This window comes from Pseudomonas sp. W5-01 (assembly GCF_046540435.1).
GTDB lineage: Bacteria > Pseudomonadota > Gammaproteobacteria > Pseudomonadales > Pseudomonadaceae > Aquipseudomonas > Aquipseudomonas graminis_B.
In genome coordinates this window covers 245,490-259,832 of record NZ_JAXCIP010000007.1, presented here as the reverse complement: position 1 = coordinate 259,832, position 14,343 = coordinate 245,490, and the positions used below count along the sequence as shown (strand labels likewise).

Below are 14,343 nucleotides of genomic sequence, written 5' to 3'. Positions count from 1 at the left end.
GCCCTACCGGGGCGTAGCGCTTTCCCACACGCCATGACATGTCCTCCGGTATTTCGTACGTTTTATTTCCAGTACCATCAGCGCCCATGAAAACCCCTTCTTATATAGGGCGCTTTGCGCCAACCCCCAGCGGTTATCTGCACTTCGGTTCTCTGGTAGCAGCCCTGGCCTCCTATCTCGACGCCCGCTCGGTCGGTGGAAAATGGCTGATGCGCATGGAAGATCTCGACCCTCCCCGCGAGGTCCCGGGTGCCCAGGCAGGAATACTCCACACCCTCGAAGCCTACGGATTCGAATGGGACGGCGAACTGGTCAGGCAAAGCGACCGGCACGAGGCTTACCAGGCAATCATCCATCGGTGGTTCAGCCAGGGCCTCGCTTACGCGTGCACCTGTTCGCGCAAGCAACTGGAAGGCTACAACGGCATTTATCCGGGTTTTTGCCGTAATGCGGGCCACCCACCCGAGGATGCGGCCATCCGGATTCGGGTGCCTGAGCTGGAATACCGTTTCGAAGACCGGGTACAGGGGGAGTTTCGTCAACATCTGGGGCGCGATTCGGGAGATTTCATCATTCGTCGCCGGGACGGGTTTTACGCCTACCAACTGGCGGTTGTCCTCGACGACGGCTGGCAAGGAGTGACCGACATCGTACGCGGCGCAGATCTGCTCGATTCCACGCCACGTCAGCTGTACCTGCAAGAACTGCTCGGCCTGCCGCAACCGCGCTTCCTTCATGTACCGCTGATCACCCAGCCCGATGGCCATAAGCTGGGTAAGTCCTACCGATCGCCGCCATTGCCGCCGGACCAGGCCACGCCGTTGCTGCTCCGGGGGCTGCGTGCCCTGGGGCAAAAGACGCCGGCTGAACTGGATGACGCTACACCCCGAGAGGTACTGGATTGGGCCGTTGCCCACTGGAACGCCGATTCGATACCCCGCCTAGGTGCTATCGAGGAAGCTCGAATAGACTGAGCTCGCGCCACCGATTCATGTTGAGGGAGCACAAAGCTGGCGGAAACGTCGCTTGCAGCCCCATCGCCATCCGTTACCATGCCGCTCCGTCATCGTCTGGTCAGTCAACCTGGGAGGCCAAATGTACATTTATCGATTGGTCCTGCTGCTGGTGGTGGGCATCTATCTGTTCTCCCCCGCCATCATGGACTGGTGGATCGACGCCACGGGCGCCTGGTACAGGCCCTACATGCTGTGGCTGATCCTGATCGTCGTGACCTTCATTCTGCAGAGCCAACGAGATGCCGATGAGCTTTAGCCTGACCCAGATGATTCTGGTCAGTGCCGCCTACCTGACGTTGCTGTTCGGCGTTGCCTGGGTCAGTGAACGTGGCCTGATCCCGCGCTGGATCATTCGTCACCCGTTGACCTACACGCTGTCACTTGGCGTCTACGCCAGTGCGTGGGCGTTTTACGGCACGGTGGGGCTGGCTTACGAATACGGCTACGGTTTTCTGTCGAGTTACCTGGGGGTGTCCGGCGCTTTCCTGCTCGCCCCCGTCCTGCTTTACCCCATTCTCAAGATCACCCGTACCTACCAGCTCTCATCACTGGCTGATCTGTTTGCGTTCCGCTTTCGCAGCACTTGGGCGGGCGCGCTGACGACCATCTTCATGCTGATCGGCGTCTTGCCATTGCTGGCACTGCAAATCCAGGCCGTGGCCGACTCCATCGGCATTCTCACCCGGGAACCGGTGCGCAACTACGTGGCCTTTGCGTTCTGCGCGCTCATCACGCTGTTCACTATCTTCTTTGGCTCGCGTCACATCGCCACCCGGGAAAAACACGAAGGGCTGGTGTTCGCCATCGCCTTCGAGTCGGTCATCAAATTGGTCGCCATCGGCGGCATCGGTCTGTATGCGCTGTACGGCGTGTTCGATGGGCCGCAGAGCCTGGAGCAATGGCTGCTGCAAAACCAGAGCGCACTGGCGGCGTTGCACACACCCCTGCAGGAAGGCCCATGGCGGACGCTGCTGCTGGTGTTCTTCGCCTCAGCCATCGTGATGCCGCACATGTATCACATGACCTTCACTGAAAACCTCAACCCCCGCTCGCTGGTCAGCGCCAGTTGGGGTCTGCCCCTGTTTCTGCTGCTGATGAGTCTGGCGGTACCCCTGGTGCTGTGGGCAGGGTTGAAACTGGGCGCCACCACCAGCCCTGAATATTTCACCCTGGGCATCGGCATCGCCGCGCACAGCAAGACGTTGGCGTTGCTCGGCTATATCGGGGGACTTTCCGCAGCGAGCGGACTGATCATCGTCACCACGCTGGCGTTGTCCGGCATGGCGCTGAACCACTTGGTGCTGCCGCTTTACCAGCCGCCAGCCGAAGGCAATATCTATCGCTGGCTGAAGTGGACACGGCGCGGCCTGATTGTCGCGATCATCATGGCCGGCTTTGGCTTCTATCTGTTGCTCGGCGCCAAGCAGAATCTGGCGAATCTGGGCATCGTCGCCTTCGTGGCAACATTGCAATTTCTACCCGGCGTGCTGTCGGTGCTGTACTGGCCGGCCGCCAACCGACGCGGTTTCATGGCGGGGCTCATCGCAGGCATCGCGGTCTGGACCATCAGCATGTTGCTGCCGCTGATCGGCGACTTCCAGGGGTTCTACATCCCGCTGCTGAACATGATTTACGTGCTGGATGACACCAGCTGGCACATGGCGGCCATCGCTTCTCTGGCGGCCAACGTGCTGGTGTTCACCCTGATTTCACTGTTCAGCAATCCCAGCCCCGAAGAGGCAAGTGCGGCCGAGGCCTGCGCGGTAGACAACGTTCGCCGCCCACAGCGTCGCGAACTGCACGCCGCCTCCCCCCAGGAGTTCGCCACCCAACTGGCCAAACCCCTGGGCGCGAAGGCTGCGCAGAAGGAAGTCGAACAGGCGCTGCGGGATCTTTATCTGCCATTCGACGAGCGCCGCCCTTATGCGCTGCGGCGTTTGCGCGACCGTATCGAGGCCAACCTCTCCGGCCTGATGGGGCCGAGTGTTGCGCAGGACATGGTCGAGACGTTTCTGCCGTACAAATCCGGCAGTGAGAACTACGTCACCGAGGACATCCACTTCATCGAAAGCCGCCTCGAGGATTACCACTCCCGCCTCACCGGCCTGGCGGCAGAACTCGACGCCCTGCGCCGTTATCACCGCCAGACCCTGCAAGAACTGCCGATGGGTGTGTGCTCCCTGGCCAAAGATCAGGAGATCCTGATGTGGAACAAGGCCATGGAAGAGCTGACCGGCATCGGCGCTCAGCGCGTCGTCGGGTCACGGCTCGAGACCATCGTCGATCCCTGGAAGCAGCTGCTGCTGGGTTTCATCAACGTTCCTGACGAACACTTGCACAAGCAGCGCCTGGGCCTCGACGGTCAGACTCGCTGGCTCAACCTGCACAAGGCGGCCATCGACGAGCCGCTCGCGCCGGGTAACAGCGGGCTGGTGATTCTGGTGGAAGACCTGACCGATACCCAGATGCTCGAGGACAAACTCGTGCACTCCGAGCGGCTTGCGAGCATTGGTCGACTGGCTGCCGGCGTTGCCCACGAAATCGGCAACCCGATCACCGGCATCGCCTGCCTGGCGCAGAACCTGCGCGAAGAACGCGAAGAAGACAGTGAGCTGACGGAAATCAGCAGCCAGATTATCGAACAGACCAAGCGCGTCTCCCGCATCGTGCAGTCACTGATGAGCTTCGCCCACGCCGGTGGACATCAACACGCCGACGAGCCCGTGTGCCTGGCGGAGGTGGCGCAGGATGCCATTGGTCTGCTGGCGCTGAACCGGCGCAATTTCGAAGTGCAGTTCTATAACCTCTGCAACCCCAACCACTGGGTGGACGGCGATCCACAACGTCTTGCACAGGTGTTGATCAATCTGCTGTCCAACGCCCGCGACGCATCACCCGCCGGCAGTGCAGTGCGCGTGAAAAGCGAGGCCTCCGAACACACGGTCGATCTGATCGTCGAAGACGAAGGCAGCGGCATTCCGAAAGCCATCATGGACCGCTTGTTCGAACCTTTCTTCACCACCAAGGATCCGGGCGAAGGAACAGGACTGGGCCTCGCGCTGGTCTATTCCATCGTTGAAGAGCATTATGGACAAATCACCATCGACAGCCCGGCTGACCCCGAGCACCAACGCGGAACCCGGATTAGGGTGACCTTACCGCGACATGTCGAAGCGACGTCCGCCGTGAACTGAGACCGTCGAGAGAACCGAATCAATGCCTCACATTTTGATCGTGGAAGACGAAACCATCATCCGCTCCGCCCTGCGTCGACTGTTGGAACGTAATCAGTACCAGGTCAGCGAAGCCGGATCCGTGCAGGAAGCTCAGGAACGTTTCAGCATCCCTTCGTTTGACCTGATCGTCAGCGATTTACGCCTGCCCGGCGCCCCCGGCACAGAGCTGATCAAGCTCGGCCAGGGCAAACCCGTGCTGATCATGACCAGTTACGCCAGCCTGCGCTCGGCCGTGGACTCGATGAAAATGGGCGCGGTGGATTACATCGCCAAACCCTTCGACCACGACGAAATGCTTCAGGCCGTCTCTCGCATTTTGCGTGATCGCCAGACGCTGCAAAGCATGCAGGCCGAACGCGCCGCCACCGCAAAAACTGCGACGGGCGACAAGTCCGGTCCGGACAACAGCAACGGCGAGATCGGCATCATCGGTTCGTGCCCGCCGATGCAGGACATGTACAGCAAGATCCGCAAAGTCGCGCCAACCGACTCCAACGTGCTGATTCAGGGCGAGTCCGGTACGGGCAAGGAGCTGGTGGCCCGCGCGCTGCATAACTTGTCCCGTCGCGCCAAGGCCCCGATGATTTCGGTCAACTGCGCAGCGATTCCGGAATCCCTCATCGAATCCGAGCTGTTCGGCCACGAAAAAGGGGCGTTTACCGGTGCCAGTGCCGGTCGTGCCGGTCTCGTGGAAGCCGCGGATGGCGGCACGTTGTTTCTCGATGAAATCGGCGAACTCCCGCTTGAGGCGCAGGCCCGACTGTTGCGCGTCCTGCAAGAAGGCGAAATTCGCCGGGTGGGCTCGGTGCAGTCGCAAAAAGTCGACGTCCGCCTGATCGCAGCGACTCACCGCGACCTAAAGAGCCTGGCCAAAGTGGGCCAGTTCCGCGAAGACTTGTACTACCGCCTGCACGTGATCGCGCTGAAACTGCCCGCGCTGCGTGAACGCGGGGCAGACGTCAATGAGATCGCCAATGCGTTCCTGGCGCGGCAGAGCCTCAAGGCGGGTCGTAACGACCTGCGTTTCGCGCCGGATGCCGAGCAAGCGATTAGACACTATTCGTGGCCCGGTAACGTGCGAGAGCTCGAGAACGCGGTCGAGCGCGCGGTAATTCTGTGTGAAAGCCCGGACATTTCTGCCGAGCTGCTGGGCATCGATATCGAGCTGAGCGACCTCGACGTCAACGAGTTCATCGGCCTTGCACCCCAAGCGTCAGGCTCGTCGAGCTCCACGGCTGGTGAGCCGACCGAGGACTTGTCGCTGGAGGACTATTTCCAGCACTTCGTTCTGGAGCATCAGGACCACATGACCGAAACCGAACTGGCGCGCAAGCTGGGCGTCAGCCGCAAGTGCCTGTGGGAGCGTCGCCAACGCCTGGGCATTCCGCGACGCAAGACCGGAGTGGCCAGCGAAACGTGAGCGCATCTTCGCGCAGGCTCTGGCACGCGGGTTACGCGCCATGTGAAAAAACTGTTACCTCATAAATGGTGACGTAACAAAACCGGGGCCTACGGTAACGAACCCCCGGTTTTTTTTCGCCCGTGCAAAATAGCGTCAATTTGCCACACCCTTGGATTCCACGGCGTGTAGCCTGTTTTTCAAAAGTTGGCACAGGTACTGCTATATGTATTCGTACAAGAACAACAAAAATCAGTCACCCGAAACACCAACATAATAAAAACAAGACGAAACGACTCACGCATAACAAGAACAACACGGCGGAGGCGCAGCTAACTGATTCTTTTGGAGAGGCGTTGCATTTGGGACTTGTCCCGCAACCAGGCCGAGAACAACAAAAACTACCCTTAGGTAGAGCCTGAACTGGTTGGATCGTTAGATCACTGCCGCACAGCGACCAAAGCAATCCGTTTGCTCTTGACTCCCGATTGGGAGGTTTCACAGGCGAAAGCCGTGAACTGGGCGGTCAACAACAATAAAAAGCCCATCAGACAATAAAAATAAGAGCACGCACTTTGGGGGAGCTTCGGCTCCCCCAGTAGCATCTGCAATAAACCCCGTCCTGCTCGCCCCCCCCCCTTGCACCCATTGTGCAGTCCGCCCACAGGCGCCTATCGAGCTGCCTCCTACACCATCCCTCGACTAAATGCTAGAATCCCCGCCCATCGTGCGGTCACTCTTCGAAATTGACCGAATATTCCTTCAAACAGTGCCTCCCATGCTGAAGAAGCTGTTCCAGTCATTCCGTTCCCCACTGCGCAAGCCGCAGCAACATGTGCGCACAACGCCTGAAGTGCTCAGCGGTAGCCAGCATTCGTTGCAACGCAATCAATTCAGCCGCTATGCGGTGAATATCGTCGAGCGCCTGCAGACCGCCGGCTACCAGGCCTATCTGGTCGGTGGCTGTGTCCGCGACATGATGCTCGGCATCACGCCCAAGGATTTCGACGTCGCCACCAGTGCCACGCCCGAGCAAATCCGCGCCGAGTTTCGCAACGCCCGTATCATCGGCCGCCGCTTCAAGCTGGTTCATATCCACTTCGGCCGTGAAATCATTGAAGTCGCGACCTTCCGCGCCAATCACCCGATCGATGACGAAGACGAAGACAGCAACCAGTCTTCGCGCAACGAGAGCGGGCGCATTCTGCGTGACAACGTCTACGGCACTCTCGAGGACGACGCCCAGCGCCGGGACTTCACGATCAATGCCCTGTATTACGATCCGGTCACCGAGCGCGTCCTCGATTACGCCAATGGCGTACACGACATCCGCAATCGCCTGATTCGTCTGATCGGCGACCCTCAGCAGCGTTACAAGGAAGACCCGGTGCGCATGCTGCGGGCCGTGCGTTTCGCCGCCAAGCTGGATTTCGGCATCGAGAAGCACAGCGCCACGCCCATTCGCCCGCTGGCGCCGATGCTGCGCGATATCCCGTCTGCGCGTCTGTTTGAAGAAGTACTGAAGCTGTTCCTCTCGGGTTACGCCGAGGCCACGTTTGAGATGCTGGTCGATCTCGAACTGTTCGAGCCGCTGTTCCCGGCCAGCTCCAAGGCGCTGGAATACAACCCGACTTACACCCACACGCTGATCAGCGAGGCGTTGGCCAACACCGATCTGCGCATCAAGCAGAACAAACCGGTCACACCGGCGTTCCTGTTCGCTGCCCTACTGTGGCCTGCCCTGCCCGCCCGCGTGCTGCGTCTGCAAGAGCGCGGCATGCCGCCGATCCCGGCCATGCAGGAAGCGGCTCACGAACTGATTACCGAACAGTGCCAGCGGATCGCGATTCCGAAACGCTTCACCATGCCGATCCGCGAGATCTGGGACATGCAGGAACGTCTGCCGCGCCGATCGGGCAAACGCGCCGACCTGCTGCTGGAAAACCCGCGCTTCCGTGCCGGCTACGACTTCCTGTTGCTGCGCGAATCCGCTGGCGAAGAAACCGAGGGCCTGGGTGAATGGTGGACCGACTATCAGGACGCCAATGATTCCGGAAGCCGCGACATGATTCGTGACCTGGGCAACAAGCCCGATGCCACCGGCCAAGGCCCGCGCAAACGTCGTCGCAGCAGCAGCGGCAAGCGCAAACGCGCTGGCGTCGACGGGGCGGAATAACACCCGATGATCGAGCGCGTTTACGTCGGCCTGGGGAGCAACCTGGCCGACCCTGCCGAACAGTTGCGCGAAGCGATCAAGGCCATGGGCCTGTTACCGCAAAGCGGTCTGTCTGGCGTTTCCTCTTTCTATGTCAGCGACTCGCTGTTGCCGGGTCAGCCGCGCTACACCAATGCGGTGGCTGCGCTCGACACCTCGCTCCCCCCACTGGCGCTGCTCGACGCCTTGCAAGGCATCGAAAACGATCAGGGCCGCGAGCGCCTCGAACGCTGGGGGCCGCGCACGCTGGACCTCGACATCCTGTTGTTCGGCGATCGCCTCATCGATGAGCCGCGACTGAAGGTGCCGCATTACCAGATGCAGGCGCGCGCGTTTGTGCTGTACCCACTGGCCGAGCTGGCACCGGGCATCACCCTCGCTGATGGCCGCGCGCTGAATGATTTGCTTGCCCAGTGCCCGTTCGAAGGCCTGGAACGATCGCCGAGCTGAAGCTGTTCTGCGGGCAGGTTCAAACCGGTAACACCCGGAATTGACTTCCCGCCCCCTCCTCACGAAGATAAGCGTCCCAAAGCCGGACGACCGGCCAAAAGGCGCGGATCAGGCCGTTGCAAACATCGCAAAACGACGATGTGCCTGCCTCCCAAGATGAATCACGCGTTGCTCGCCGCAGTATTCACAGCGCCTGAATGAGGACTTTCCATGCCCGATATCACCGTTACGTCCCTGCTGGCTTTGAAGCAGAAAGGTGAAAAAATCACCATGCTGACCTGCTACGACGCGACTTTTGCCCACACCGCCAGCCAGGCCGGTGTGGAAGTGCTGCTGGTCGGCGACTCGCTGGGCATGGTCCTTCAGGGCCACGACAGCACACTGCCTGTCACCACCGCCGAGATGGCGTACCACGTGGCCGGCGTCAAACGCGGCAACCAGGGCGCGCTGATTCTGGTGGATCTGCCGTTCATGTCCTACGCCACTCCTGAGCAGACCTTCGCCAACAGCGCCACGCTGATGCAAGCGGGTGCGCACATGGTCAAGATCGAAGGCGCGGCGTGGCTTGCCGACTCGATCCGGCTGCTGGCCGAGCGCGGCGTTCCCGTCTGTGCACACATGGGCCTGACGCCTCAGGCAGTCAACGTGCTGGGCGGCTATAAAGTGCAGGGTCGGCTGGAGTCGCAGGCGCGGCAGATGCGGGCCGACGCAATTACCCTTGAGCAGGCCGGCGCCGCGATGATTCTGCTGGAATGCGTGCCGAGCGAGCTGGCCCAGGAAATCACCCACGCCGTGAAGATTCCGGTGATCGGGATTGGCGCCGGCAGCGCCACAGACGGTCAGGTGCTGGTGCTTCACGACATGCTCGGCCTGTCGATCACCGGACGTGTGCCCAAGTTCGTGAAGAATTTCATGGCCGGTCAGCCGGACATCCAGTCGGCGATCGCCGCGTATGTCAGCGCGGTCAAAGACGTCAGCTTCCCCGCTCCAGAACACGGATTCTCGGCATGAACACAGTTAAAACCGTTCGTGAGTTGCGCGCGGTTGTCGCACGCGCACGCAGCGAAGGCAAACGCATCGCCCTGGTGCCCACCATGGGCAACCTGCACAGCGGCCATATCGCGTTGGTCACCAAAGCCGTTCAACGCGCTGATTTCGTGATCGCCAGCATCTTCGTCAACCCGCTTCAGTTTGGCCCCAACGAAGACCTGGCGTCGTACCCGCGGACCCTGGCCGCCGATCAGGAGCAGTTGCTTCAGGCCGGGTGCCACCTGTTGTTCACACCGACGGTCGATGAAATGTACCCCCATGGCATGGCCGATCAGACCATCGTGCGCGTGCCGGTGGTGTCAGAAGGTCTGTGTGGCGGCAGCCGTCCTGGTCACTTCGACGGCGTTTCGACGGTGGTCAGCAAGCTGTTCAACATGGTGCAGCCGGACATCGCGATTTTCGGTCAGAAGGATTTCCAGCAGCTGGCCGTCGTCAACGCACTGGTGCGTGACCTGAACATGCCCATTCAAATCATCGGCGAACCCACCGTGCGTGCCGCCGACGGCCTGGCCCTGTCGTCGCGCAATGGCTACCTGACTGAAGCCCAGCGCGCTGCAGCGCCTGCGTTGTACCGCGTCATCAAACAGATCGGCACGGCGTTGCAGAATGGCGAGCAGGATCACCAGCAGTTGATAGGCGAGGGTGTGAAAGCGCTCGAAGCAGCGGGCTTTCGTACTGATTACCTGGAGATTCGCAACGCGGTCATTCTGCGCCCTGCGACCCCGGATGATCATGATCTGGTTGTGCTGGGCGCGGCGTTCATGGGCAAGACGCGCCTGATCGACAACCTGCATCTGGTCAAGGAATAACCTGCACACCCGGCTGAAGGACGCGCCCGGTCATGTGTAAAGCAAAAGTCACGTGATCGGATGACCATCTGCGCCTATGCTCACTGCGCAAACCCGTTGTGGAGCGCAGGCCCTGGCCTTCGCAGGGCGCTGGTGATGAACTTAGCCAGACCCGCAATGCCATACCGATACAGTTCGTGTCAGACAAGCAACTCTACTCTGTGAGAAAAAGTACCGAGCAAAGGTAAAGCAAGGCGCAGACATCGGCGTTGCCTGGGACTAGTCTCTGATGCACCCACGAATTCATGTCCAATCCTGCTTTTCAGCGTCCAAAAGGCAGTTCAAGTACAAGGAAACCCGCAGCGATGGCGTACTACCGCACTCCTCATGACGTCACTACCCTGCCCGCCTGGCAGGCGCTCAAAGATCACCGCGAAGCGATGCAGAATTTCAGCATGCGCGAAGCGTTCAATGCCGACCCGAAGCGTTTCGACGAATTCACGCTCAGCAGTGCCGGTCTGTTTCTCGACTACTCCAAGAACCTGATCACCGCCGAGACCCGTCAGTTGCTGGTTAATCTGGCCAACGAAGTCGGCCTGAAAGAAGCCATCAAGGCGCAGTACGACGGCGAGCTGGTCAACGCTTCTGAAGGTCGCCCTGCGCTGCACACCGCGCTGCGTCGTCCGGTGGGCGACAAGCTGCTGGTCAACGGCGTCAACGTGATGCCCGAAGTGCACAAGGTGCTGAACCAGATCACTGATCTGGTGGGGCGCATCCACGACGGCCTGTGGCGCGGCTACACCGAAAAGCCAATCACCGACGTGGTCAATATCGGCATCGGCGGCTCGTTCCTGGGTCCTGAGCTGGTGTCGGAAGCGCTGTTGTCCTACGCGCAGAAAGGCGTTCGCTGCCATTACCTGGCGAACATCGACGGCACCGAGCTGCACGAGCTGACCCAGAAGCTGCGCGCCGAAACCACGCTGTTCATCGTTTCGTCCAAGACCTTCACCACCCTCGAAACCCTGAAGAACGCCACCGCTGCCCGCGCATGGTACCTCGCTCAGGGCGGGTCCGAAGCCGAGCTGTATCGCCACTTCATCGCGGTGTCGAGCAACAACGCCGCGGCGGTTGCTTTCGGGATTCGTGAAGAGAACATCTTCCCGATGTGGGACTGGGTTGGCGGCCGTTACTCGCTGTGGTCGGCCATCGGCCTGCCTATCGCGCTGGCGATCGGCATGTCCAACTTCAAGGAGCTGTTGTCCGGCGCCTACACCATGGATCAGCACTTCCAGAACGCCGAGTTCGAAGAGAACATGCCGGTGCTGCTGGGCTTGCTGGGTATCTGGTATGGCAATTTCTGGGACGCGCAAAGTCACGCGATCCTGCCGTACGACCATTACCTGCGCAACATCACCAAGCACCTGCAACAGCTGGACATGGAATCCAACGGCAAGAGCGTCCGCCAGGACGGCGTCCCCGTCAAAACCGACACGGGCCCGGTCATCTGGGGTGGCGTGGGCGCGAACGGTCAGCACGCATATCACCAGTTGCTGCACCAAGGCACCCAGATGATTCCTGCCGACTTCATCGTGCCGATCGTCAGTTTCAACCCGGTGTCTGACCACCATCAGTGGCTGTACGCCAACTGCCTGTCCCAAAGCCAAGCCTTGATGCAGGGTAAAACCCGCCCCGAAGCGGAAGCCGAACTGCGCGCCAAGGGCGTACCGGAAGAAGAAGTGCAGCGTGTGGCGCCGCACAAGGTCATTCCGGGCAACCGTCCGAGCAATACCATCGTCGTCGAGCGCATCAGCCCTCGCCGCCTGGGCGCACTGGTCGCGATGTACGAGCACAAGGTGTTCGTGCAAAGCGTGGTCTGGGGCACGAATGCCTTCGACCAATGGGGTGTCGAACTGGGCAAGGAGCTGGGCAAAGGCGTTTACAGCCGCCTTGTCGGCACCGACGAAACGGTCGCTGAAGACGCGTCGACCCAGGGCCTGATCAACTACTTCCGCGGTCGTCACCGCGGCTGATCTGCCGTCCTGTTACACCCTCGAAACCCGCTCCTTCGCAAGAGGCAGCGGGTTTTGTGCGTCCGGGTTTCAGTCTTGCAGTTCCGGTAGCGCTGTCGGGTCGAGCTGGATGGTGTGCTGCCGTGGATTGCGCTCACAGAGAAACAAGTCGTCTCGGGGACCGTCCTTGGGACCGACGTGACGCAGGTGCATCAACGAACCACACCAGGGACATTGCGCGGTCAGCCGATTGACCCGCAGGCGACCGCTCTGGCTCATTTCAAGGAAGTGCCGCGAGCCGAAGCAGTGATCGAATTTTCGCCGCCGCAATACCGCCGACATCACCACGGCCATGACCGCAACGATGAATGAAAACATGAACAATGTGGACCATGTGCTATGCCAGCCCAGCCCCGGCTGGAATAGGGTGAAGTACAGACCGATCAGGCTGGCCAGACCGGCGATGTAACCGAACACCGACACATTCCGGCTGTCGAGGCTGCGCCCGCCGAACGTCGGGTGACGCTCGATGTGCAGTTGTTCGGGAGTGAAGGTCGTGCGCTCACCGTTGTTGATATTCACATCGGCGCCACGAAAATCGCCGACGCCGACGTTCAGGCTGTTGTCGCCGCTTTGACTGCCATGGTTATCGTTGGACAAAAGGAGGCTCCTGAAGCATGACCGCTGGAATGGCCGGCGATTGTCCATGCATTCACTTTCAACAAAAATCAGCCGCTTCCCGGGTTTGCGTCAGAACCTGCGACACTTCTTGTCGTATGTTTCCGTAAGAAAAGTCCGCAGGCCGGCCACAGGATCGACCGGAAGCTTTGGAAGGCCGTGACTGCAAAATCCGGGCGACAAAGGGCTTAAATTATCATCGTCATTCATGCAACCATGCTCTCCCTTGATCCGGCTGCCCCGCTGTTTTCTTCACCTTTTCAAGCCCGGGCTCGCGCCGCGTCGCACACCACTGAGGATTCGCACCATGCAAGACGTCGTAATCGTTGCCGCTACCCGCACGGCTGTGGGCAGTTTCCAAGGTTCGCTGGCGAATGTTCCTGCGGTGGATCTCGGCGCTGCCGTCATCCGCCAACTGCTGGAGCAGACCGGTCTGGACGGCGCGCAGGTCGATGAGGTGATCATGGGTCAGGTGCTGACGGCGGGCGCCGGACAGAATCCTGCACGTCAGGCCGCGATCAAGGCGGGCTTGCCGTTCACGGTGCCGGCCATGACGCTGAACAAGGTCTGTGGCTCGGGGCTCAAGGCGCTGCATCTGGGGACGCAGGCGATTCGCTGCGGCGACGCGGAAGTGATCATCGCCGGCGGCCAGGAAAACATGAGCCTGTCCAACTATGTGATGCCGGGCGCGCGAACCGGTCTGCGCATGGGCCACGCGACGATGGTCGACACGATGATCAGCGATGGCCTGTGGGATGCGTTCAACGATTACCACATGGGCATCACGGCCGAGAACCTGGCCGATCAATACGACATCAGCCGTGAGGCGCAGGATGCGTTTGCTGCGGCGTCCCAACAGAAAGCAACTGCCGCCATTGAAGCCGGGCGCTTCGTGGATGAGATCACCCCGATCCTGATTCCTCAGCGCAAGGGCGATCCGCTGTCTTTCAGCACCGACGAGCAGCCTCGTGCGGCGACCACTGTCGAGTTACTGGGGAAGCTCAAGCCCGCGTTCAAAAAGGACGGCTCGGTCACGGCAGGCAATGCCTCGTCGCTGAATGACGGCGCGGCAGCGGTCATTCTGATGAGTGCCCGAAAAGCAGAAGAACTGGGCTTGCCGGTGCTGGCGCGGATTGCCGCTTACGCGAACGCCGGCGTCGATCCGGCGATCATGGGCATCGGCCCGGTGAGCGCAACCCGCCGCTGCCTGGACAAGGCGGGTTGGTCGCTGGAGGAGCTCGATCTGATCGAAGCCAACGAAGCCTTCGCGGCGCAGTCTTTGTCGGTTGGCAAGGAATTGGGCTGGGACATGAACAAGGTCAACGTCAACGGCGGCGCCATCGCCATCGGCCACCCGATCGGCGCGTCGGGCTGCCGCGTGCTGGTGACGCTGCTGCACGAAATGATCAAGCGCGACGCGAAGAAAGGCCTGGCGACGCTGTGCATTGGCGGCGGACAAGGCGTGGCGCTGGCGTTGGCGCGGTCTTAACAATCTGGGCAGT

General features: G+C 60.7%; 11 protein-coding genes. 10 read left to right on the top strand and 1 reads right to left on the bottom strand.

Annotated elements, in window-relative coordinates:
* Positions 1-86: 86 nt before the first annotated feature.
* The 9 genes from gluQRS to pgi all read left to right on the top strand — a co-directional run bounded on the left by gluQRS (position 87) and on the right by pgi (position 12,184).
* A complete protein-coding gene (gene gluQRS / locus SLW75_RS22115; RefSeq protein ID WP_410935438.1) occupies positions 87-974 on the top strand; it encodes a tRNA glutamyl-Q(34) synthetase GluQRS in 888 nt (295 codons plus the stop codon).
* 121 nt (positions 975-1,095) lie between these two features.
* Entirely contained in the window at positions 1,096-1,272 is a 177-nt protein-coding gene (locus SLW75_RS22110; RefSeq protein ID WP_002552060.1) for a hypothetical protein, read from the top strand.
* Entirely contained in the window at positions 1,256-4,210 is a 2,955-nt protein-coding gene (locus SLW75_RS22105) for a sensor histidine kinase (RefSeq protein ID WP_192135956.1), read from the top strand. Before SLW75_RS22110 ends, SLW75_RS22105 begins: the two co-directional genes overlap by 17 nt.
* Before the next feature lie 22 nt (positions 4,211-4,232).
* Positions 4,233-5,672 carry a sigma-54-dependent transcriptional regulator gene (locus SLW75_RS22100; protein ID WP_065988296.1) on the top strand — a complete coding sequence of 480 codons (1,440 nt, stop codon included), beginning with the start codon at positions 4,233-4,235 and terminating at the stop codon, positions 5,670-5,672.
* Positions 5,673-6,429: 757 nt separating this feature from the next.
* Positions 6,430-7,827 (top strand): polynucleotide adenylyltransferase PcnB, encoded by a 1,398-nt coding sequence (locus SLW75_RS22095; protein WP_410935437.1) that lies wholly within the window; start codon positions 6,430-6,432, stop codon positions 7,825-7,827.
* 6 nt (positions 7,828-7,833) lie between these two features.
* Positions 7,834-8,316 carry a 2-amino-4-hydroxy-6-hydroxymethyldihydropteridine diphosphokinase gene (folK, locus tag SLW75_RS22090; protein ID WP_192135952.1) on the top strand — a complete coding sequence of 161 codons (483 nt, stop codon included), beginning with the start codon at positions 7,834-7,836 and terminating at the stop codon, positions 8,314-8,316.
* Between the two features lie 210 nt (positions 8,317-8,526).
* Positions 8,527-9,327 carry a 3-methyl-2-oxobutanoate hydroxymethyltransferase gene (panB, locus tag SLW75_RS22085; protein ID WP_065988299.1) on the top strand — a complete coding sequence of 267 codons (801 nt, stop codon included), beginning with the start codon at positions 8,527-8,529 and terminating at the stop codon, positions 9,325-9,327.
* On the top strand, positions 9,324-10,175 hold the full coding sequence (panC, locus tag SLW75_RS22080) for a pantoate--beta-alanine ligase (RefSeq protein ID WP_410935436.1): 852 nt from the start codon (positions 9,324-9,326) through the stop codon (positions 10,173-10,175). Before panB ends, panC begins: the two co-directional genes overlap by 4 nt.
* A 344-nt stretch (positions 10,176-10,519) precedes the next feature.
* Positions 10,520-12,184, top strand: coding sequence for a glucose-6-phosphate isomerase (gene pgi / locus SLW75_RS22075; RefSeq protein WP_065988301.1), 1,665 nt, complete (start codon positions 10,520-10,522; stop codon positions 12,182-12,184).
* A gap of 69 nt (positions 12,185-12,253) precedes the next feature.
* On the opposite strand, the gene SLW75_RS22070 is transcribed toward pgi, so the two are convergent.
* Positions 12,254-12,823 carry a hypothetical protein gene (locus SLW75_RS22070; protein ID WP_065988302.1) on the bottom strand — a complete coding sequence of 190 codons (570 nt, stop codon included), beginning with the start codon at positions 12,821-12,823 and terminating at the stop codon, positions 12,254-12,256.
* A gap of 325 nt (positions 12,824-13,148) precedes the next feature.
* Between SLW75_RS22070 and SLW75_RS22065 the strand changes: the two genes are divergently transcribed.
* Entirely contained in the window at positions 13,149-14,330 is a 1,182-nt protein-coding gene (locus SLW75_RS22065; RefSeq protein ID WP_065988303.1) for an acetyl-CoA C-acetyltransferase, read from the top strand.
* The last annotated feature ends 13 nt before the right edge of the window (positions 14,331-14,343 follow it).